This window comes from Lentzea sp. NPDC060358, assembly GCF_042725365.1.
Classification (GTDB): domain Bacteria; phylum Actinomycetota; class Actinomycetes; order Mycobacteriales; family Pseudonocardiaceae; genus Lentzea.
Genome location: NZ_JBHXCW010000071.1, coordinates 13,102 through 33,222 on the forward strand (window position 1 = coordinate 13,102; position 20,121 = coordinate 33,222).

At 70.4% G+C, this 20,121-nt stretch carries 20 protein-coding genes; 11 read left to right on the plus strand and 9 right to left on the minus strand.

What is annotated here, in order from left to right; genetic code table 11:
- Positions 1 to 112: 112 nt before the first annotated feature.
- Positions 113 to 1,117 (plus strand): helix-turn-helix transcriptional regulator, encoded by a 1,005-nt coding sequence (locus ACFWGZ_RS17405; protein ID WP_382452531.1) that lies wholly within the window; start codon positions 113 to 115, stop codon positions 1,115 to 1,117.
- Here the strand turns inward: ACFWGZ_RS17405 and ACFWGZ_RS17410 are convergent.
- Complete coding sequence (locus ACFWGZ_RS17410) at positions 1,092 to 1,745, minus strand: VC0807 family protein (RefSeq protein WP_382452532.1); 654 nt, start codon at positions 1,743 to 1,745, stop codon at positions 1,092 to 1,094. The two genes, ACFWGZ_RS17405 and ACFWGZ_RS17410, sit on opposite strands and share 26 nt — an antisense overlap.
- A complete protein-coding gene (locus tag ACFWGZ_RS17415; RefSeq protein ID WP_382452533.1) occupies positions 1,742 to 2,224 on the minus strand; it encodes a MarR family winged helix-turn-helix transcriptional regulator in 483 nt (160 codons plus the stop codon). Before ACFWGZ_RS17415 ends, ACFWGZ_RS17410 begins: the two co-directional genes overlap by 4 nt.
- Positions 2,225 to 2,323: 99 nt before the next feature.
- Here ACFWGZ_RS17415 and ACFWGZ_RS17420 point away from each other — a divergent pair, with 99 nt between their 5' ends.
- Positions 2,324 to 3,544, plus strand: coding sequence for an FAD-dependent oxidoreductase (locus ACFWGZ_RS17420; protein ID WP_382452534.1), 1,221 nt, complete (start codon positions 2,324 to 2,326; stop codon positions 3,542 to 3,544).
- Here the strand turns inward: ACFWGZ_RS17420 and ACFWGZ_RS17425 are convergent.
- The 6 genes from ACFWGZ_RS17425 to ACFWGZ_RS17450 all read right to left on the minus strand — a co-directional run bounded on the left by ACFWGZ_RS17425 (position 3,541) and on the right by ACFWGZ_RS17450 (position 7,809).
- On the minus strand, positions 3,541 to 4,131 hold the full coding sequence (locus ACFWGZ_RS17425; RefSeq protein WP_382452535.1) for a hypothetical protein: 591 nt from the start codon (positions 4,129 to 4,131) through the stop codon (positions 3,541 to 3,543). The genes ACFWGZ_RS17420 and ACFWGZ_RS17425 overlap by 4 nt on opposite strands.
- 80 nt (positions 4,132 to 4,211) lie before the next feature.
- Positions 4,212 to 5,126 (minus strand): CPBP family intramembrane glutamic endopeptidase, encoded by a 915-nt coding sequence (locus ACFWGZ_RS17430; RefSeq protein ID WP_382452536.1) that lies wholly within the window; start codon positions 5,124 to 5,126, stop codon positions 4,212 to 4,214.
- A 108-nt stretch (positions 5,127 to 5,234) separates the two neighbouring features.
- Positions 5,235 to 5,660, minus strand: a complete 426-nt coding sequence (locus ACFWGZ_RS17435; protein ID WP_382452537.1) for a hypothetical protein — start codon at positions 5,658 to 5,660, stop codon at positions 5,235 to 5,237.
- A gap of 131 nt (positions 5,661 to 5,791) precedes the next feature.
- Positions 5,792 to 6,493, minus strand: coding sequence for an alpha/beta fold hydrolase (locus ACFWGZ_RS17440; protein WP_382452538.1), 702 nt, complete (start codon positions 6,491 to 6,493; stop codon positions 5,792 to 5,794).
- Between the two features lie 471 nt (positions 6,494 to 6,964).
- A complete protein-coding gene (locus ACFWGZ_RS17445; protein ID WP_382452539.1) occupies positions 6,965 to 7,456 on the minus strand; it encodes an SRPBCC family protein in 492 nt (163 codons plus the stop codon).
- Positions 7,453 to 7,809, minus strand: coding sequence for a putative quinol monooxygenase (locus ACFWGZ_RS17450; RefSeq protein ID WP_382452540.1), 357 nt, complete (start codon positions 7,807 to 7,809; stop codon positions 7,453 to 7,455). The genes ACFWGZ_RS17445 and ACFWGZ_RS17450 overlap by 4 nt, the downstream gene beginning before the upstream one ends.
- Positions 7,810 to 8,076: 267 nt before the next feature.
- Between ACFWGZ_RS17450 and ACFWGZ_RS17455 the strand changes: the two genes are divergently transcribed.
- The 6 genes from ACFWGZ_RS17455 (at position 8,077) to ACFWGZ_RS17480 (ending at position 16,638) form a co-directional block, all read left to right on the plus strand.
- Entirely contained in the window at positions 8,077 to 9,834 is a 1,758-nt protein-coding gene (locus ACFWGZ_RS17455) for a flavin-containing monooxygenase (protein ID WP_382452541.1), read from the plus strand.
- 23 nt (positions 9,835 to 9,857) lie between these two features.
- A complete protein-coding gene (locus tag ACFWGZ_RS17460; protein ID WP_382452542.1) occupies positions 9,858 to 10,205 on the plus strand; it encodes a DoxX family protein in 348 nt (115 codons plus the stop codon).
- A 71-nt stretch (positions 10,206 to 10,276) separates the two neighbouring features.
- The gene (locus ACFWGZ_RS17465) at positions 10,277 to 10,759 is read left to right on the plus strand and encodes a MarR family winged helix-turn-helix transcriptional regulator (RefSeq protein WP_382452543.1); all 483 of its coding nucleotides are present in this window, start codon (positions 10,277 to 10,279) and stop codon (positions 10,757 to 10,759) included.
- Positions 10,760 to 10,947: 188 nt separating this feature from the next.
- A complete protein-coding gene (locus ACFWGZ_RS17470; RefSeq protein ID WP_382452544.1) occupies positions 10,948 to 11,550 on the plus strand; it encodes an NADPH-dependent FMN reductase in 603 nt (200 codons plus the stop codon).
- 398 nt (positions 11,551 to 11,948) lie between these two features.
- Positions 11,949 to 13,340 (plus strand): type VII secretion-associated serine protease mycosin, encoded by a 1,392-nt coding sequence (gene mycP, locus ACFWGZ_RS17475; protein WP_382452545.1) that lies wholly within the window; start codon positions 11,949 to 11,951, stop codon positions 13,338 to 13,340.
- Between the two features lie 145 nt (positions 13,341 to 13,485).
- Positions 13,486 to 16,638 carry a S8 family peptidase gene (locus tag ACFWGZ_RS17480; RefSeq protein ID WP_382452546.1) on the plus strand — a complete coding sequence of 1,051 codons (3,153 nt, stop codon included), beginning with the start codon at positions 13,486 to 13,488 and terminating at the stop codon, positions 16,636 to 16,638.
- A gap of 69 nt (positions 16,639 to 16,707) precedes the next feature.
- On the opposite strand, the gene ACFWGZ_RS17485 is transcribed toward ACFWGZ_RS17480, so the two are convergent.
- The gene (locus ACFWGZ_RS17485) at positions 16,708 to 17,490 is read right to left on the minus strand and encodes an SDR family NAD(P)-dependent oxidoreductase (RefSeq protein ID WP_382452547.1); all 783 of its coding nucleotides are present in this window, start codon (positions 17,488 to 17,490) and stop codon (positions 16,708 to 16,710) included.
- Between the two features lie 62 nt (positions 17,491 to 17,552).
- Here ACFWGZ_RS17485 and ACFWGZ_RS17490 point away from each other — a divergent pair, with 62 nt between their 5' ends.
- The 3 genes from ACFWGZ_RS17490 to ACFWGZ_RS17500 all read left to right on the plus strand — a co-directional run bounded on the left by ACFWGZ_RS17490 (position 17,553) and on the right by ACFWGZ_RS17500 (position 20,098).
- Positions 17,553 to 18,794, plus strand: a complete 1,242-nt coding sequence (locus ACFWGZ_RS17490; RefSeq protein ID WP_382452548.1) for an MFS transporter — start codon at positions 17,553 to 17,555, stop codon at positions 18,792 to 18,794.
- Positions 18,791 to 19,402, plus strand: coding sequence for a TetR/AcrR family transcriptional regulator (locus ACFWGZ_RS17495; protein ID WP_382452549.1), 612 nt, complete (start codon positions 18,791 to 18,793; stop codon positions 19,400 to 19,402). The genes ACFWGZ_RS17490 and ACFWGZ_RS17495 overlap by 4 nt, the downstream gene beginning before the upstream one ends.
- Before the next feature lie 183 nt (positions 19,403 to 19,585).
- Positions 19,586 to 20,098, plus strand: coding sequence for a hypothetical protein (locus ACFWGZ_RS17500; protein WP_382452550.1), 513 nt, complete (start codon positions 19,586 to 19,588; stop codon positions 20,096 to 20,098).
- Positions 20,099 to 20,121 lie beyond the last annotated feature (23 nt).

Genomic DNA, 20,121 nt, shown 5'->3' on the forward strand with positions numbered 1-20,121 from the left:
AGGTTCCCGGCTGTTTTCCCGGCATCACCGGTTTCCGGGATGTCACCGGAGCGGGACCAGACCTAGGGTGGGGCACTTCATGGTTCGTCTGTCCGCGTGGGAACGCGATGCAGTGCAGAGTGTGGAGCGCGTCTGCGCTCAGGACCGGGACTCGGTCGCGGTGCGGGTGGAGGTGGCCGCCCGGCTGGCGCGCGTGATCCCGCACGACGCCTACTGCTTCGCCACCGTCGATCCGCGGACCCTGCTGCTCACCGGCGAGGTGTCGCAGGGCATCCCGCACGGCAGCGCCTCCGTCGCGGTCCACAACGAGTACCTGGTCGAGGACGTGGACAAGTTCGCCGATCTGGCGCGATCGCGGCACCCCGTGGGCATCCTCGGGCTCAGCACCGGCGGGGAACCCGGCCGCAGCCACCGGTTCCGGACGGTGCTCCCGCTGATCGAGGCGGGCGACGAGATGCGCGTCGTGTTCCTCGCCGACGGGCGGTGCTGGGGCGCCCTGTCACTGTTCCGCGGTCGCGCGCGGCCCGGCTTCACGCCCCGGGACGGGGAAATCGCCCGGTCGGTCACCCGGACGGTGGCGAAAGCGCTGCGGCGCGCGGCCGTGCGGCGCGACCTCTCCGCGGTCACGGGTTCGGCGGGGCCGGGTGTGCTGGTGCTGGACGCCCGGGACGAGGTGGTGGTCGCGAACGACGCGGCCGAGCGGTGGGCCGGGGAGCTGTCGGCCCAGCGGCTGGCGCTGCACGAGGTCGCGGGGGCCGCCCGCGCCGGGCGCGGGGCGGACGCGTGCATCCGGGTGCGTTCCCGCGATGGACAGTGGTTGTCCGTGCGGGGATCGACCGTCGACGGCGCCGGGCCGGGCGGTGTCTCGGTCGTGATCCAGCCCGCGACGAGCTCGGACGTCACGAGCATGCTGGTGCTCGGCCACGCCCTGACCGCACGGGAGCGGGAGGTCCTCCAGCACGTGATCGCCGGCACCCCGGCGCCTGCCATCGCCACCGAACTGCGGGTGTCGGTGCACACGGTGGAGAGCCATCTCAAATCTCTCTGCGCGAAGGCAGGGGTGTCGGGCCGCAAGCGACTGGTCTCGCAGTTCATCGGTCAGCTGCACGGTCTGTGACGGCACCGGGCGCGTGTGGTGCCGCCAGTTCGTTCTGCATGACGTGGCGGCGCGCGAGCCACTCCGTGACGCCGATGAGTCCGAGCAGGGTCGCCGGGGCCAGGACCGAGGTGGCGACGACCGCTGCGGTGAGCGGAAGCGCGTAGATCAACACGACCGCGACGACTCCCTCGCACAGCAGTCCGGCGCTCCAGCCGACGGTGAGACGCCGGTGCAGCACCCGGAAACCGCGGTCGTGGTCCCACCGGTGGTCGAACAGGCCGGGCTCGCCGGACAGGTCGCGCCTGATGCGGGCGATGAGGGGCCGGCGGAACGCCAGGCTGACCACGGCGAAGACGCCGACGGCCGAGGTGATGGCGAAGTCCTTCGCCAGCTCCAGGCGCGCGTCGCCGGTGACCGCGGCGACCGCCACGCCGAGGGCGAAGCGGACCAGCACCAGGACGCCGAGGGTGGTCAGCTCGCGGGTGCGCACGTACTGCACGCCGAGGACCACGACCGACACGCCGGCCGCCCCCACCAGTGCCCACACCGGCTGCCAGCCCAGCCAGGTCAGCAGCAGGTAGCTCCCCACCGGGATGCCGATGTTCTCCGCGACACCGGCGAGCACCCGCCACCACGAGCCGGTCACGGGCTGTCGCCGGCCCGGCGTCGTGCCGCGCCTCCGGCATCGCGTGCCGCGGTCATCTTGTGCAGCAGCGCGGTCAGCATCCCGGCCTCGTAGTCGGCCAGTCCCAGGTTGGCGGGCCGGTTGAACTCGCGCATGGCGGTGGCGGCCGCGGCGAACACCCTCCGGCCTTCGCCGGTGATCCGCACCGGCACCGGCTTTCCCCGCCCGCCGGGCCCCTCCCGGCGCAACAGGCCCCGCCCCACCAGGTCGTTGATCACCGCGGTCATGCTCTGCGGTCGCACGAGCACCCTCCTCGCCAGCTCGGCCTGCAGCAGGCCCGGTGACCCGCTCAGCTGCGCCAGCACACCGAACTGCACGGGGGTGAGCTCGTGCACGGCGAACAGGTCGTAGATCTCGCGCACGACCGCGTGATAGGCCCGCACCACCGCCCACGCCGGCAGGTCGTCCAGCGCCGCCACGTCCTGGTCGTTCTCGTCCACGACCCGAAGGTATCAGCCTTCTGATAGTTTGACTCGCGGATAGCTTCTACAGCGCCATCTTCTGTCACGAAGTATCAACAGGCTGATCCGGAGGATGCCATGCGGGTCATCGTCGTCGGTGCCGGCATCGGCGGACTCGTGCTGGCGCGAGGACTGCGGGCCGCCGGGGCCGAGGTGGTCGTGCACGAGCGGGACTCCTCGCTCGCCGACACCGGCGGCTACCGGCTGCACCTCACGCCGGAGGCCGCCGGGGTGTTGCGCCGCCGCCTGCCCCCGCCGGTGTTCCAGGCACTGCTGGCCGGCACCGCGGGAGCGCGCTCGTTCCGCGAGTTCGGCGTCCTGGACCACCGGCTGCGGCCGGTGGCGCGCCTGCCGCTGGACGACGCCGGCGAGCACCTGATGATCGGGCGCATCCCGCTGCGGCGGCTGCTCGGCCACGGCCTGGGCGCCGCGATCCGGTTCGGCTCCGAGTTCACCGGGCTGGTGCACGACTCCGGCGGCACGGTGACCGCCGAGTTCGCCGACGGGACCCGGGAGACCGCCGACCTGCTCGTCGGCGCGGACGGTGCCCGGTCCCGCGTGGTGACCGCGCTGACCGGCAGGCCCGCCGCGCGCAGGCTCGCGGCGCACGGCCTGGCCGGACGGGCGCCCCTCGACGACGCGGTCCGCTCGGGCCTTCCGGACGCCCTGCTGCGCGGGCCCGCGTTCGCCATCGCGCCGAGCGGCGTCGTCGTGTTCCTGACGCTGCACGACCCCTCCACGGCACCGGTCGCGCCGGAGGCCTGCCGCGAGGTGCCGCCGATCGTCGAGCCCGGCTACGTGCTGTGGGGCGTGGTCGTGCCCGCCGGCACTCCGGCGAGCAACTCCTCGGCGCTGGCGTCGGCGCGGCACCTGCTCGACGGTTTCGCGCCGTGGGTCCACACGCTGCTCGACCTGTCCGATCCCGCCCAGACGACCCGGTTTCCCTACTACGCGGCGGATCCCGACGCCGATCTCACGCCGTGGCAGGCCGGTGCGGTCACGGCTCTCGGCGACGCCGTGCACGCGATGCCGCCCACGGGCGGGCGGGGAGCGTCCACCGCGATCCTCGACGCCGACGTGCTGACGGACCACCTGAGCCGGCCGGGAACGCCGATCCCGTTGGCGTTGCACGACTTCCACCGGGCGATGGCGCTCCACGCGCCACCCGCCGTGCGCGAGTCGCTCCAGCCCCTGCTGTGGCAGCAACGGGTGTCGGGCCGGGTCGGGCGCGTGGTGCTGCGTTCCGCACTCGCGCTCGCCGGGACCGCGTACCCGTTGCTCGCACCACCGAAGACCTAGCGGGACTGCAGCGCGTCGAGGGCCACGGCCTGCGCGATGACGAGCCGGCGGTCCACACCGGGGTCCTGCACGAGGACCAGGTAGTGGTCGCGCAGCCAGGTCTTCTTGTCCACGCTGAACACGGGAGCGCCGTTCTCCGCCACGAAGTCGAAGTGGTAGCGCATCGGGAACGGCGCGTCCCCGATGACCGGGATCCACTGCCAGAGCCGCCGGAAGCCCGCGAGGAACCTGTTGCGCTCGGCGCCCGTCGACGTGCCCCAGCCCGGCTGCTCGAGGTGCCAGGTCGAGCGCAGCAGCGACTTCGCGAAGTCCTTGCGGAACAACCCGATCTGCCGGCCGTTCGCGTCCGTCACGTCGTAGCCGCTGCCCAGATCGAGCACCTTGCGGGCGTTGAACTCGAACAGCACCGCGTCCTTCGACGAGTCGGTGTAGATCGTGATCTTCTCCTTGATCTTCAGCCGCTTCTGCTCGGCGAAGCCGACCAGCCGGCCCGGCTTGCCGTTGTCGTCGGCGAAGACCTCGTAGCGGTTGACCATGAACGTGACCTTCTGGTGCACGTGCAGGGCTTGCGTGTTCTGCAGGCTCACGACTCACCTTTCCCGACGACCGGACCCGATGTCCCAGCCTCGCACGGCCGCGGACCGCCGCCGCGGCGGGGCCGCGCGGCTCAGGCGGCCGCCCGGACCTCCGCGCGGGTCTCGCCGGTGTACCCGAGCCGTCCCCTGGTGACGACGACCACGACGAGGGCCAGCAGCCCGAGGCCGAGCACGGGACCCCAGAGCAGGTCGTCGCCCGCGTCGGGGAAGAACTCGGAGAAGGCGACGGACTGGAAGTTGTTGATCGAGCAGTGCAGCAGCATGACCAGGGGCAGGCTCTGGCGTCCCTTGTTGTAGACGAGGGTGATCAGGAAGCTCATCTCCATGGCCAGGGCGGCGAAGCGGACGATGGTCTCGGCGCCGACGTCCGGGCCGCCCCACGGGGTGAGGAACAGCGGCAGGTGCCAGATGATCCACAGGACGCCGAGCACGAACGTCGCGACCATCGGCTGGTGGCGCTGCTGCAGGCGGCTGAGGGCGAAGTCGCGCCAGCCCGGTTCCTCGGCGAGACCGGTGGTGAAGAACTGGAGCACCAGCATCGGCACGTAGAGGGCCAGCACCGTCAGCGACGGCACCCGGAAGCCCTCGCCGTCGGAGGCCGCCAGCGTGCCGAGCAGCACCGCCACCGGCACGGCGAACAGCGCGAACGCGTACCACACCACCCCGGCGCGGAACTGGAAGAGCCGCCTGCGCCAGCGCCGCAGCCCCTCCCTGCCCTCGGTGATGGCGGTGACGGTGAACGCAGCCGTCAGCGGGCCGAGGTAGGCGCCGGGCAGGATCGCGGTGAGCTGGTTGCCCATCAGCAGGTCCGGGTAGCGGAAGTGCAGCACGCCGAACCCGTCCAGCGACAAGATGTACGGCGTCCAGGCCAGCCAGCTGATGGCGTTGGCCAGGGTGAAAAAGGTGATCAGCGGGTAGCGCCGGACCAGTGCCTGCGCGCGGTTGCGCGGCTCGGAGGCGGTGCCCTCGGCGGGGGTCGAAGTCATGGGAGGAACACTAGAAATGGATCTTGCGCGCGTCAGTGGAGCGCGGTGGCGTTCTCGTGGTGCAGCCTGCTGTACCACCACCGGCTTCACGAAGCCGGGCGCCGCTGCTCATGCGCGATCCGCCTCCGGTGGGCGGCTTGTCCCGATCACGTCGTCGACCAGCACGAACAACTCGTCGGCACGGACGGACATCTCCACTTCGGGCCCGCAGGCCACGACCGCGAGAGCGCCGGCGCGGCTGCAGGCGTCCACCACGAGGTGCAGCCGGACTTCGCGCGAGTAGTCGACGAGGAGGACGGCCTGCCGGTTCGACGTGACGCACTGGAACAACGCCCGCAACGCGACGTGCAGCAACGCCGTGATCTCGGTGTCCTGGTGCAACTCGCGAAGACGCGTGACCGTCCCGATCGCGTCGATCACGCCGGGTATCCCGAAGTGCTCGAGCCTGGTGCGCAGGACGCGCAACAACGGGTCGATCCCGAAGGGGCCGCGGTCGCCGGGCAGGGAGGTGACGTCGAGATCGATCAGCCGCACACCCGACCGCCTCCACTCCTCCCGCGCGGCACTCAGAAGCGCTGTTCTCCCGGCGAACGGTCCACTCAGAGCCAAGACCCGCCCGGGCGCCCCCACGGCGGGGACCGCCGATGTCAGCGGGTCACCGGCACTCATCTCCCCGGCCGGCCGATCACTTTCGCGGCCTGCTCGACGACGCGCTGGACTGCCCCGACCACGACAGCCTGCTCGTCGACGTGGACGTGGTGGGCGCTTCGGGTGGCCGTGGTGAGCCCGCTCCGGGTGGAGACGCCCAGCCACGCCCGCTGCCCCTGCGCCCAGGCACGCTCCAGTCCCGGGCCGTACTCGGGAACGGCTTGCAGGTAGGGGGTCCCGTGCTGGACCACTTCCACCGGGATGTCACCGACGGAGCGCACCTCGTCGTCGGCGATGACGAGCTCTTCCGGGTTCGCCCCGCCGCAGACCGCGAGCACCTGCGCACGCAGTTCCGCGCCGGGACCGGCAGCAGATTCCGGGATGAGGCCGGTCGTGTCGGCGAGGGTGGTCGGCGAGGTGGCGTCCACGAGCACCAGCCCGGCCACGCGGTCGCGGTGGCCGGGTGCGTACCGCGCCGCGATCAAGCCTCCGAGAGAGTGCCCGGCGAGGACGACGGGCCGGTCGCTCGCACCCTCACCGAGCCGGTCGTAGGAGCAGACCCTGTTCCGTTCGGCCAGGGTCTTCTGCAGGTCTGCCATCTCGTCCAGGCCGTCACCCAGCCCCGCCGTCAGGACGACCACCGGCTCGTCCGACGAGACCGCTGCGGCCTGGTCGAGCGCTTCCGGCTCTTCGTCCTCGCAGCCGGCGAGTGCTCCCACCGCCGGGGAACAGCAGAGTGCGAGAGCGACCGAGGCCTTGGTACTGCTGCACATCATGTCTCCCCGGGGTTCCCCGATGTCGGATGGCTGGAAAAGTAGGTCTTCTCACGGCCACCCTTCATCACCGCACAGTGGACAGTTGGCTGTAGCTCGCGCGGGGGACACGCCCACCGAACCGCCGCGGAGATGTCGACCTGATGCACAGTTCTCGAATACAGCGCCGAACAAGATCCCACTGGTGAGCACGTGGAAAACTGCCCTTTTGGGCATCGATTCCTGTCGCCGGAGGCAGTTCAGGGCTCAGCCGTGAACACGGGAGGCACCGAAGAGGCCTCGCTGCCGTCGCCGGCCGCGTGGTGGCCGGGCCGCGGCGCCCCTTTGCGGAGGTTCAGCAGGTCGCAGCAGGCCCGCCTGATCCCGCCGGCACTTTCGTGACCAGTGCGATCCGACCGGTCGGACTGCGCGCATCGCTCATCGGCCGCCCCCGGCCTCTCCCGCGTCCGGGGAAACCTTGTCCCGCGTCATGCGGCGAACAGCAGCAAGAGTGCCGCGGGCCGCGGCGAAGTAGACCTCCACGGTGTTGTCGGCGTAGACCCGTTCCTCCTCGGAACCGCTCTGCACGCCCTCCACGACGAGCGCGAAGGAGAACCGCAGCCGAAGCCCCTCGGGTGTGTCCTCGATGTCGTTGACGATCGTGCCCAGCACGGACCCGGCCACCCTGGTGAACACCACCCGGGACTCCGGGTACAGGCTGACGCGCTCTACCTGGCGCTCGCCGAAGAGCTCGATCTCCCGGTCGAAGGTGTGCTCGTCGAGGCGTTCGACGATCTCGCAGTGCGACATGGCCGGGACGAACGGCAGGGCGTTGTTCGCCTTGAGGACGAGGCTTTTCCAGAGGTCATCGCGCGTGACGACCGGCTGCCCCTCCTCGTTGACGGGAACGCTGCAGGTCACGTGGATCATCGGCGCTGCTCCCCTGCCGCGGCGGTGGAGGCAGCGGGTACCGGCATCCGGTCCATGAGCTGCCATTCCGTGCCGGCGATGGTGGTCATCAGCATCGTCGGCTGTTCGACCAGAGCTTGCGGCCACTCGGCGACGATGCGCGGGATGAGCGGGTTGCCCAGGTGCTCCTCCACGAGTTCCTCGTGGTGGGCCTCGATGAGGAAGAACTCCGTCGGCTCGTCGACGTTGCGGGTCCAGACGAACCACAGGTTCGCGCGTTCGGCGCGGGTCGCCTCGGTGAAGTCGGACGTGAGCTCGAGCCACTTGTCCGCCCACTCCGGTTTCACGCGGAACCGGCAGATGATCGAAAGCATCGACTGTCTCCTTGGGACGCTGTCGGTGACTGCTTGGGTTGCGGCCCATGTATATCCGACAACCTTTGCCTTGACAAGTAATCCCGGGCGCCGATAGCGTCAGCGGCATCAGGTCACGCCGGCCGTCCGGAATCGGCTCTCCAGCAGCTGCCAGGCCCCGCCCCGACGCGTTCACGATGTCGTCGTCGCCATCCCCGGAGCAGCCGACACGTTCCCGCGGTCGACCGCGCGCTGCCTGCACACCCACCCAATGCCCGAGGAGCAGTCGTGAACCAACCACCGATCCCGGCGCAGGACGGCATCGATCCCGATGCCCTGCAACGGAAGTACCAGCAGGAGCGGAGGAAACGCCTCACCGCGCAGGCATCGCCGTACACGCCGGTGGGCCGAGCTCCGGCTGCTTCGGCTTCCGACGGCCGGGCTCCCCTGGCCGACGAAGTCGACGTCGTGGTCGTCGGAGGGGGATTCACCGGCCTGATCACCGCGGCACGGCTGCGCGAGTCCGGCATCGAGTCGGTGCGCATCATCGAGAAGGGCGACGACTTCGGCGGTGTCTGGTTCTGGAACCGGTACCCCGGCGTCCGCTGCGACGTCGACGCCTACATCTACCTCCCGCTCCTCGAGGAGGTCGGCACGGTACCCACCGAGAAGTACGCCGAGGGCCGCGAGATCTTCGCTCACTGCCAAGCACTCGCGACCAAGTACGGCCTGTACGACGACGCCTGCCTCGGCACCCAGGTCACCGAGTTGCGCTGGGAGCAGGACACCGCGCGGTGGGTCGTCAGCACCGACCGCGGCGACTCGATCCGGGCACGTCACGTCTGCCTGGGCAGCGGGGTCCTCGACCTTCCCAAGATCCCGGCCGTCGAGGGCATCACCGAGTTCGCCGGGCACTCGTTCCACTCGAGTCGCTGGGACTACGACTACACCGGCGGCGACTCGAGCGGCGGCCTCACCGGGTTGAAGGGCAAGCGAGTGGCTGTCGTCGGCACCGCGGCCTCGGCCGTCCAGTGCATTCCCGTCATCGCGGAGTACGCGGACGAGCTCTACGTCGTCCAGCGCACGCCCTCGATCGTCGACGCCAGGGAGAACAAGGCCACCGACGTCGAGTGGTACCGCAACCAGCCGGCCGGATGGCAGCGGGAACGCATGGACAACTTCACAGCTCTCACGAGCGGCGTGCCCCAGGAGGTCGACCTGGTCGACGACCGGACGACGAGGATGCTCGGCGGCAGCCGCCCTGCCGGTGAGCCGCAGGCCTCGAAGGAGGAGGCCGCTCAACGGATGCTCAGTGGCAACTACGCCAAGATGGAAGAGCTGCGAGCGCGAGTCGACGCGATCGTCGACGACGCCGAGACGGCCGAGTCGCTCAAGCCCTACTACAACCTGGGGTGCAAGCGCCCCCAGTTCAGCGACGTCTACTACGAGACCTTCAACCGCGGCAACGTGCACCTCGTCGACACCAGGGGCCGCGGACTGGAAGCGATGACGCGCGAGGGCATCGTCGCCGGCGGCGAGGAGCACGCGGTCGACTGCGTCATCTTCGCCACCGGGTTCGCCGGCGGTGTGCCGATCACGGAGGCCGGGGGATTCGAGATCCACGGACGTGAGCAGACCCTCACCGAGAAGTGGAAGACTGGTGTCCGTTCCCTGCACGGCATGTACACCCACGGGTTCCCCAACCTGTTCGTCATCGGCGGCATCAACCAGGCGGTGCTGACGCTCAACTTCACCCACGTCCTCGACCGGCAGTCCCGGCACATGGCCGATGTGCTGCTGCGCGGCAGGCTCGCCGGGGCGGACAGCATCGAGGTCACCGAGGACGCCGAGCGGCGGTGGACCGCGCTCACCGAGGCGAAGTCGGTGTCACCCCAGCGCGAGCTCCTGGACTGCACCCCTTCGGACCAGCTCGACCTCTTCAACTCCTCCTACGGCGGCGGACCGGTCGAGTACTTCGACATCCTCGACCGCTGGCTGCGAGACGAGATCGACCGAGACCTCGTCTTCCACCACCTCGCCGGCTGACACCGCCCACGATCGGATCGCCCATGTTCATCGCCGCAGCACTCCTGTCCTGCCTCCTGGCCGCGGCCATCACCGGCTCCGCCATCGCCAAGCTGGTGAGATCTCCGCACATCGTCGACACCATGCGCAACGTCGGCTACCCGCTCGACAAGCTCTGGATCCCGTCCGTCGTCGAACTCGTGGCAGCCACCGGGCTTGTCGCCGGCCTCGAGTGGTGGCCGATCGGCGTGGCCGCAGCCGTCGGGACCGCACTGTTCTTCGCCATCGCGGTATGGGCTCATCTCCGCGCGAAGGACCCCGGTCACGGTCCCGCGGCAGGATTCCTCGTGCTCGCGGTGGTCGCCGCGGGACTGCGACTCGCAGCCGCGTGAGGCAGGACGAAAGGCCAGGTCGCGCGGCTGACTAAGCTCACACCAGACCGCGCAGACGAGGAGTGCACCACGTGGAGAAACGGCGTCCCAGGCTCGGCGCTGCCGAGAACCCCATGGGCAGGCCCGGACCCGACAGTCCCGGCTTCCTCCTCAACCAGGCCAGCCTCGCCGTCAACCGGACCCTCGACCGTGCGCTGGCCGACAGCGGCATCACCGTCACCGGTGCGCAGTGGGCCATCATCTCGCTGCTGGAGAGCGAGCAGGCCGATACCGCCTCCGACCTCGCGAAGCACCTCGGCACCGACGTGGCCGCCACCTGGCGCATCGTCGAGCGCCTCGTGGCGAAGGGCTTCATCGAGAAGATCGAGGACCCCGAAGACGCACGAGTCAAGCTGCTGGCGTTGACGACCGAGGCCCGCAAGCGCTTCGCCGACTGGGAAGCCATCGTCGCCCGCACGACGCAGAGCATCATGACCGGTCTGTCCACGAAGGACGTGGCCGTTCTGATCAAGGCTTTGCAGACGATCACCGACAACGCGCGCAACGTCGACTGAGCCGCGTTTCGGCACACGCGAAACAACTTGTCCAGACAATAATCTCGTTCACGCCACGACCCGCGAGCACGACGCCATCGCCCGCGGGAGTTCAGGCGCACCCTCTTCGCGCCGCCGACGGCGTCACGCGGCCCGCCCCGTCGGCCGCGGCGCCGCCCCACCAGCCACGACCACACCGGGAGAGCACTGTGACCACCCGCATCGGCATCATCATCGGATCGACCCGCCCCGGCCGCAACGGCGAGAAGGTGGCCCACTGGATCCACGAGATCGCGCAGAAGCGCGACGACGCGGTCTTCGAACTCATCGACCTCGCCGACTTCAACCTCCCGCACCTCGACGAGTGGATGCCCGCGACGCTGGGCCGGTACGCCCACGACCACACCAAGGCGTGGGCGAGCCGCATCGCGGAGTTCGACGGCTTCGTGTTCGTCACCCCGGAGTACAACCATTCGACCTCCGGCGCGCTCAAGAACGCCATCGACTTCCTCTACGCCGAGTGGAACAACAAGGCGGCCGGCTTCGTGAGCTACGGATCGACCGGTGGTACTCGGGCGGTCGAGCACCTGCGCCTGGTGGCCGGCGAACTGCAGATGGCCGACGTACGCGCTCAGGTGGCGCTCTCGCTGTTCAACGACTTCGTCGACTTCACCACGTTCCAGCCGCAGACCGATGTCCACCTGCCGTCGGTCAACCAGATGCTCGACCAGGTGGTCGCCTGGAGCACGGCTCTCGCACCCCTGCGTGCGGGCGCCTCACCCCAGGCGCGGGCATCGTCCGGCGCGAGGTAGGCCGGAGTGCCGGCAGCGTGCGCCGGGAGCCGCACCCGGTAGGCCGCTATGGGCAGGAACATCCGGGCCGCCACGTGAAGGAACGGTCTCACCGGCACTCTCGGGAGACGCACATCGGCCGAAGATCCCCGGGACAGCCCGAAATCTGCCCTTCCGGACACCCATTGATGTCCGGAAGGGCGGTTTCCACGCCGTCCCGAAAGCTGCCGGCGGACATCGCTAGAGTGGCCGCTGCCATCGCCATCTCGTCGCGCAGGATCGTCAGTGCTCGCGATTCTCCCTCGGAGACCATGCCCCTGCGGGTGGGTGGCCGTCGCCCTCGGCGGGCAGTTGCGAGTCACACCTGGAGATCGGTCATCCGAATGCAACGCAAGACCAGCGCGCGTGTCTGCTCCGTGGTGAGCGCAGGAGTGCTGTTGCTGTCGGCGGGCACGCTTCCGCCCGCGGTCGCGCAGCCCTCCTCGCCCGCACCGGCCTCGATCCGGCCGAACTCGGTGCCGCCCGAGTTCCAGACGGGTACCCCGCCGCCGAAGGACGAGGGCAGGTCGGACGTCACCTACACGCGCAACGAGAAGGGCTGCGTCGAGTCGGACACCAAGAGCGAGCTGATCCAGTACAAGCCCTGGGCGCAGGTCCAGCTGAACCTGGAGCAGGCCCACCGGTTCGCCACCGGCAAGGACGTCAAGATCGCGATCATCGACACCGGTGTCGACCCGCGCAACCCGCGCTTCGGCAACAGGGTCGTCCCCACCGGTGAATACGTCGACGGCAACAAGAACGGCATCGACGACTGCGACGGCCACGGCACCGAGGTAGCCGGAGTCGCCGCCGCGGCCAAGACCGAGGGCGACTTCGTCGGCGCCGCGCCGGCGGCGACGATCCTCGCGATCCGCCAGACCAGCGACCGCTTCAAGTTCGACGGCGACGCGAAGAACGAGAAGCGCGCGTCCGCGGGCAAGGTGGGCACGCTGGCCCAGGCCATCGTCCGTGCGGCGAACCAGGGTGCGCGGGTCGTCAACATCTCGCTGACCAACTGCGGTGCCCCGAAACCGTTCAGCGACGACGACAGGAAGCTGCAGGCGGCGATCCACTACGCGGTCGACGTCAAGGACGTCGTGGTCGTGACGGCCGCCGGGAACCTGGGCGACCAGGGTGCGGGCTGCCCTCAGCAGAACAACAACCTCGACTCCGCCACCGTCAACTCGATCTCGTCGCCGGCGTGGTTCGCGAACGACGTGCTGTCGGTCGCGTCCATCGCCCGCTCAGGCGCGGTCTCGAGCTTCAGCATCTGGGGCCCGTGGGTCAGCATCGCGGCGCCGGGCGAGGAGATCATCTCCGTCGACCCCAAGGGCACCGGCCTGACGAACGCGAACGTGACCGCGCAGGGCGTGCAGGACATCAAGGGCACGAGCTTCGCGTCCCCGTACGTCGCCGGCATCACCGCGCTGGTGCGCGAGCGGTTCCCGGACCTCAAGGCGCACCAGGTGATGGACCGCCTCAAGGCCACCGCGCTGCACCCCGGCAACGTGTCCGGAAAGGACAACCGAGTCGGGTTCGGCATGGTCAACCCGGTGGCCGCGCTCACCGCGGTGCTGCCCGCCGAGGCACCCGGCTTCCAGAAGGCCACGGCGGCGGAGCTGACCACGTCGGTCTCCGCGCCACCGGGTCTCGACTGGCCGCCGATCGTCGTGGCGCTGGGCGGCATCGGCATCGGTGGCGCGCTGCTGATGCTCACGCTGATCGTCCGCAACTCGCTCGAACGTAGGAGAACAACTCGGTTCAGATCGTGAGAGCTGCTGTGCCGGGAGCACCACCGGCCCGCGTGTCGTGAATCACGCCGAGCTTCCGCATTGCGTGCAGCAGATCAAGCCCCGCACGGTGTTTCCGCAGGCGAGGTCAGTTCCTCACCACAGTGGACCCGAAGGGGATCTCGCGTTGAAACGATCGCATCTCGCCGCGGCGCTGACAGTTGTCGTGGTCGCCACCACGACAGCCGTCCCCGCTGCCTCGGCACCGCGACAACTGCAGCAACAGCAACGAACCGACGGCCTGACGACCACAGTCACGCTCATCACCGGTGACGTCGTGGACGTCGTCAACGGCCGGGTCCACGTCCGACGGGCCCAGGGCCGGGAACAGGTCGGGTTCCGGTCGTACGACGACCCGTGCGGCGACCTGCACGTGGTCCCGATCGATGCCGAGCCGCGGATTCGCTCCGGAGAGCTCGACGAGCGACTGTTCGACGTGTCACTGCTGGCCAGGTCGGGTTATGACGACGCGTCGAGCAGGACCATCCCGCTGATCGTGCAGGGGCAGGGGATCAGCGCGGCGACCGTGGAGGCGTTGCCGAGCATCGGCGCGCACGCGGTGAAGGTCGGCAAGGACGGCGGTTTCTGGGCCGGTGCGCGGGTGGCGGGCACCGGCCGGATCTGGCTCGACGGCAAGGTCACCGCGTCGCTCGACCGCAGTGCGGCCCAGGTGCACGCACCCGCGGCGTGGGCGGCCGGCTCCACCGGCGAGGACGTGACCGTCGCGATCCTCGACACCGGCATCGACGAGTCCCACCCCGATCTCGTGGGCGCGGTCGTGGAGTCGAAGAACTTCAGCGACAGCTCGACGACCGACGACTTCGTCGGCCATGGCACGCACGTCGCGTCGACCGTGACCGGCGACGGGAAGTACCGGGGCATCGCGCCGGACGCGAAGCTCGTCAACGGCAAGGTGCTCGGCGACAGCGGTGGTGGTCTGGAAAGCGACATCATCGCCGGCATGGAATGGGCCGCCTCCAAGGCGAAGGTCGTCAACATGAGCCTCGGCAGCTCGTGGCCCGACGAGGGCACCGACCCGATGGCGCTCGCGCTCAACCGCATCACCGAGCAGACCGGTGCGCTGTTCGTGGTCGCCGCGGGCAACTCCGGCGGCACGATCGGGTCGCCCGGATCCGCCGACGCCGCCCTCACCGTCGGCGCCGTCGACCGCGACGACTCGCTCGCCGAGTTCTCCTCGCGCGGCCCGCGCTGGGCGAACAACTCGATCAAGCCCGACATCACCGCGCCGGGCGTCGGCATCGTGGCCGCGAAGGCGAAGAACGGCAAGAGCGGCGCTCCGGTCGACGACGGTCACGTGTCGATGTCGGGTACGTCGATGGCCACGCCGCACGTGGCAGGTGCGGCGGCGATCCTCGCCTCGCGGCACCCGTCGTGGAAAGCGGAGGACATCAAGGCCGCGTTGATGAACAGCGCCGAGCCGAACCCGTCGCTGACCGTCTACGAGCAGGGTGCCGGGCGCCTCGACGTCGGCCGTGCCGCCGCGGCCGCTGTGAGCACGGACCACGGCAGCTTCTCGCTGGGCACCGCGTCGTGGCCCCACGTCGACGACAAGCCCGTCGAGCAGAAGATCACCTATCGCAACAGCGGCACCTCCGACGTGACCGTCGACCTGAGCGTCGCCGAGGTGAAGCCCGCCGCCACCGGCCTGTTCCGCGTCTCGCCGGCCGAGCTGACCATCCCCGCCGGTGGCACCGCCGACGCCACCGTCACCGCGGACACGAGAGCCAATGTGCCGGACGGCCTGTACGGCGCGCTCGTGCAGTCCTCCGACGGCACTCGGGTGGCGATCGGCGTGGACAAGGAGGTCGAGAGCTACGACGTGGAACTCACGTTCCTCGACCACCGCGGCCGGCCGGCGCCGGACTTCTACAGCTACCGCTTCGTCGGACTCGACCACCCGCGAGCGTATTTCCACGCCGACCCGTCCGGCACGGTCGTGCAGCGCCTGCCCCGAGGCCGGTACTACTTCGAAGGCATGATCAGCACGTTCGACGCCGGTCCCACGGGCCTGACCACGGCGCTGGCGGAACCCTCGCTGGAGGTCACCGCCGGCACCGGGATCGTCTTCGACGCACGCCTGGGCACCCCTGCTTCGATCGCGGTCGAGCAGCGGGAGGCAGCCCAGGTGAGCGGCACCCTCGAGTTCTTCACGCGGACCGCCTGGGGTCACACCGGCAGCACCTGGAACGTCCCCTCGTTCGACACGACCCTGCTCCGCCCGTCCGCGACTTCGGCGCCGGAGTTCGACTTCCACGCCGGGGCCGTGCTCGCGAAGCCGGACGGCAAGGGCACCTTCCACGGCAGCCCGTACCAGTACCACGTGCGCATCTCCGAGAAGCACCGCGTGCCGTCGAAGGTCCAGCGTTCGGTGCAGGACAGCGAACTGGTCCGTGTCCGTTCCATCACGCATGCCCGCGTGCCGGGTTCCGTGGGCCGGCGCGACGACGGCGCCTCCGGCCCGTTGCCGCTCGAGCTAGAGGAGTTCTACACGCCCGGCGCCGAGTGGTCCGGCGCCCTGACGGAGTTCACCGAGCTGGGCCAGTACCCCGCTCTCGGCACCCAGTTCTCCGCTGCTCCACGCGTCTTCCAGCAGGGCGCGGCCGTCACCGAGCACTGGAACAGCGCTGTCTACGGCCCCGGTGTGCCGAACAACCCGCAGTACGTGCGCTACGCGATGCGCCTCGGCGATCAGCTGGTCTTGGACGTGCCCTTGTTCGGCGCGCAGGGCATGCAGACCTTCGGGAGCGCCGGCCGCACCACCGTGACGCTCGACGGCGAGGTCGTCGCCGACCAGCCGCTGGCAGGCCACGTCCGGCTGCCGACCGTGCCGGCGGAGAAGAAGCGCTACCAGGTGCACACGGAGGCCACTCGCGACTCGCAGTCGTCGAAGGTCACCGCCGACTGGTCGTTCACCTCGGAGCACGTGCCCGGCGAACTTCCCGCGGCGGTGCCGGTCCTGGCCGTGCGGTTCACCCCGGAGCTCGACCCGTTCAACCGAGCCGGCCGCGTCCTCACCGTGCCGATCACGGTGGAGCGCAACGGAACGGGCACGGTCACGGACATCGAGACGCCGGCGGTGGAGGTGTCCTACGACGAGGGCGGGACGTGGAAGCCCGTGACCCTGCGGAAGACCCGGACCGGGTGGGCGGTCACGCTGATCCACCAGCACGGCGCCAAGAGCGTGTCGTTCAAGGCGCGGGCGGCGGACTCCGGCAGCGAGGTCCAGCAGACCATCATCCGCGCCTACGACCTGAGGTGACGCCGGCTCTGCGGTGAGCGGAGCGGGGAGGAGGGGTGAGCGGGTTCCCTCCTCCCCGCCGCCGCGGCGTCACGCCGACTCCAGCAGCGCCTCCATCCGCTTGCGCACCCAGACCCGCACCTCGTCCCCGGTGAAGATCCACTGCTTGCCGGCCTCCACGGCGGCGACCACGCCCTCCCCCACCTCGTCGATCCCCGGCCCGCTGCGCAGGAACGCCTCGACCGAGGGGACGAGGTCGTCCGGCAGCCCCACCCCCGCCTCCAGCGACCGCGTGTGGGCGACGATGCCGGTGTCGACGGGTCCGGGACACAGGACGCTGACCTCGACACCGCGGCCGGCGGCGGCCAGCCGCAGCGACTCGGACAGCCCGACGACGGCGAACTTCGCGGTCACGTACAGGAAGTTCGGGTCGGCCACGAGCCCGGCGCCCGACGCGGTGTTCACGATGTGGCCGCGGCCGCGCCCGGCCATCCGGGGCAGGAAGGTCTGCACCCCGTTGACCACCCCGTTCAGGTTGACGTCGAGTGCGAGGTCCCACTTGTCGTAGGTCATCTCGTCGACCGTGGAGAACGGGACGATCCCCGCGTTGTTGAACAGCAGATCCACCTCCCCGAACTCCTGCTCGGCCTCGTCGGCGACCGCGGCGAACGCGACCCGGTCGCGCACGTCGAGCCGGTGGGTGCGCACGTCGGTCAGCTCCGCCAGTTCTTCCCCGCTGCGCCGCAACGCCGGCGCGTCCACGTCGGTCAGCACGAGGCGCACTCCGCGCTGGGCGAGGGCACGTGCGATGCCCAGGCCGATGCCCCTCGCGCCGCCGGTGATGAGAGCGACCGAACCAGTCCGTACGCGCATGTCGACACCCTTCTATGTTGACCAACTGAGTCTATGTTGACTGACACAGTAGCCTGGTCCGCATGGAGATGACGATCGGCAGGGTGATCACCACCGGAGGCCGGGCGATGCTCGGCGTGTTCGTGGGCATGCAGGTGCTCGACAGCGTCGACGGGTCGATGCTCGTGGTGTTCGCGCCCGAGATCAGCCGGTCGCTCGGGATCGGCACGGAGATGATCGCGGCCCTCGCCGCCCTGGCCGGGGTGACGGTCGCGGTCGCCGCGCTGCCGCTGGGACTGCTGGGCGACCGGCGCCGCCGCACCACCATCGCCGGGGTCTCCACGCTGGTCTGGGCCGCGGCGGCGGGGTTGCTGGGCACCGTCCAGCACCTGTGGCAGGCGGTCGTGCTCCGCATCGTCGCGGGTGCCGGCAAGGCCAACGAGGGCCCGATCCAGTCGTCCCTGCTCGTGGACGCCTATCCGCCCGAGGGGCGCGGTCGCGTGCTCGGTCTGCACCGCGGCGGCCAGCCGTTGGGCATCGTCCTCGGGCCGTTGCTGGTGGCGGTGTTCGCGGCGGTGATCCCGGAGGAGCACGAACCGTGGCGGTGGGCGTTCGCGTTCCTGGCCGTGCCGGCGTTGCTGCTCGGGCTGAGCGCCTTCCGGCTGCCGGAGCCCCGGCGCGAGCACTTCACCGCCACTCCGCGCGGTGCGCTCGCCCGGCTGCGCGGGATCCGCACGTTCGGCATGGCCGCTCTCGGGCTGGGCGCGTTCGGCATGGCCGCGACGACCGTCCCGACCTACCTGTCGGTCCTGCTCGACCACCAGCTCGGGCAGGGGGCGATGGCGCGCGGCCTGATCACGTCGGCCTGCGCGGTCGGCGGGCTGGCCGGCGCGGCCCTCAGCGGCTGGCTCAGCGACCGGCTGTTCCGGCGCAGCCCCAGGGCGTGCCTGCACGTGGCGGCGGCCGCGCTCACCCTGCTGGGCATCGGGTTCGCCGTGCAGGCGCACGCGCCGGACGTCACGACCTACCTCGTCGTCGGCGTCCTCACCCAGGCCATGACCTTCGCCGGGATCGTCCCGCTCAGCCTGGTCATCGCCGCGGTGACGCCGCCCGAGATCCGCGCGACGGCGTTCTCGCTGATGGGCGTGAGCGTCGCCGCGATCGGCGGGCTGGGCGGCGCGCTGGTGACCGGTGTGGCCAAGGTGCTCTGGGGCGAGCAGACCGCGATCACCGCGGTGGCACCGGCCGGGTCGGTGCTCGCGGGACTCGCGCTCGTCCTGGGCGCCCGGCACGTGCTCGGCGACATCGCGCGGCTCCCGCGATGACCGTCCCGGGACACCGCCGGGCCGACGAGATCGGTGCCGGGAGCCGCCGCCGGATCCTCGACGCCGCCGAGGAGCTGTTCGCCGAACGCGGCTTCGACCGGACTTCCTTCGCGGACGTCGCCCGCCGCTCGGGCATCAGCCGCGGCTCGATCCCGTGGCACTTCCAGAACAAGAACGGTCTCGTGATGGCCGTCGCCGAACGCGCGGTGCGGCGGATCTGGCCCGCCGGGCGCTACCGGTCCGCTCCGTCCCTCACCGAGGTGTTCGCCGAGACCGCGCAGCCGGCGGAGGACGGGAACTCGGCGCTGGTGTTCATGATCCTCGTCGAGGCCCTCGACGACCGGGGTGTCGTGCACGAGCACTACAAGGAGTTCATCCGCCGCAGGTACGAGGGCATCGAGGTGCTGCTGCGCGCCCGCCGCCCAGCCGACGCCGACCCCGGCGGTGCCGCGGAGCGGGAGCGCGCCGCCGCGGTGGCGCTCAACGGCGCGCTCATCGGCATCCACCTGCAGGCGCTCGTCGATCCGGAGACCGTCGACATGGACGCGGCGCTGATCGCTCTCGCGTCGATGTTCGAGCGGAACACGGCGGACGTCTGGAGCGGGTGAGGCAGCCGGGGGAAACGAGGCCGGTTCCCCTTACCAGGAACCGTCCGCCGGGCGGGACCTCTCTGCCTGAAAGGCCTTTCCCGGCTGCCCGAACACCTCTGATCGCGTCGGCGCGAGCATCCCTTCCGATCTCGCCGTCGTCTTCTCCCATCGTCAGCTACGTGACGAACCGAGGAGATGTTCGTGGAAAAGCAAAGTGTGGGGCGGGTTCTGGCGGCGGTGGCGCTGACCGCCGCCGCGGTGTCCGCGGCAGCGGTGCCGGCCGCGGCGGGTCAGGACTCGGTGCCGCAGTGCGCCGCGGGCGACGTGTCCGTCGACCGGCTCGCCGAGGGGCATTCCCCGAGTCCCGACACCAGCAGGATGTTCAACCTGGTGCTCAAGGGCAACGCGGGCGCGGACTGCGTGCTCAGCGGTCCGCTGCTCGACGTCCGGTTCTACGACTTCGACGGGCGGCCGGTCGACATCCCGTTCAGCTCCGGGACGGTGCCGCCGCCGCTCGGGATCGTGCACATGACCGAGGGCAGCAACGCGTACGTCTACATCAAGGCACCGAGGACGGGCACCGGCCCCGTCCACCCGGTGGCCAGGATGGACTTCAGCGCGCCGACCGCCCCCGCCTCCCCGATGAGCGCGCGGTGGCCGAGCTACGTCTTCGGGCCGCTGGCGGCCTCCTCGGTCATGCAGGGCGTGAGCTGATCGGATGACGACCGGTTCCCGGC

What these genes read in the sequence shown, in the direction of transcription:
- ACFWGZ_RS17495 (WP_382452549.1), top strand. Translation starts at nt 18,791, where the DNA reads ATGACCGTCCCGGGACACCGCCGGGCCGACGAGATCGGTGCCGGGAGC.
- ACFWGZ_RS17450 (WP_382452540.1), bottom strand. Translation starts at nt 7,809, where the DNA reads ATGCTTTCGATCATCTGCCGGTTCCGCGTGAAACCGGAGTGGGCGGAC.
- ACFWGZ_RS17445 (WP_382452539.1), bottom strand. Translation starts at nt 7,456, where the DNA reads ATGATCCACGTGACCTGCAGCGTTCCCGTCAACGAGGAGGGGCAGCCG.
- ACFWGZ_RS17430 (WP_382452536.1), bottom strand. Translation starts at nt 5,126, where the DNA reads ATGACTTCGACCCCCGCCGAGGGCACCGCCTCCGAGCCGCGCAACCGC.
- ACFWGZ_RS17420 (WP_382452534.1), top strand. Translation starts at nt 2,324, where the DNA reads ATGCGGGTCATCGTCGTCGGTGCCGGCATCGGCGGACTCGTGCTGGCG.
- ACFWGZ_RS17485 (WP_382452547.1), bottom strand. Translation starts at nt 17,490, where the DNA reads ATGCGCGTACGGACTGGTTCGGTCGCTCTCATCACCGGCGGCGCGAGG.
- ACFWGZ_RS17460 (WP_382452542.1), top strand. Translation starts at nt 9,858, where the DNA reads ATGTTCATCGCCGCAGCACTCCTGTCCTGCCTCCTGGCCGCGGCCATC.
- ACFWGZ_RS17490 (WP_382452548.1), top strand. Translation starts at nt 17,553, where the DNA reads ATGGAGATGACGATCGGCAGGGTGATCACCACCGGAGGCCGGGCGATG.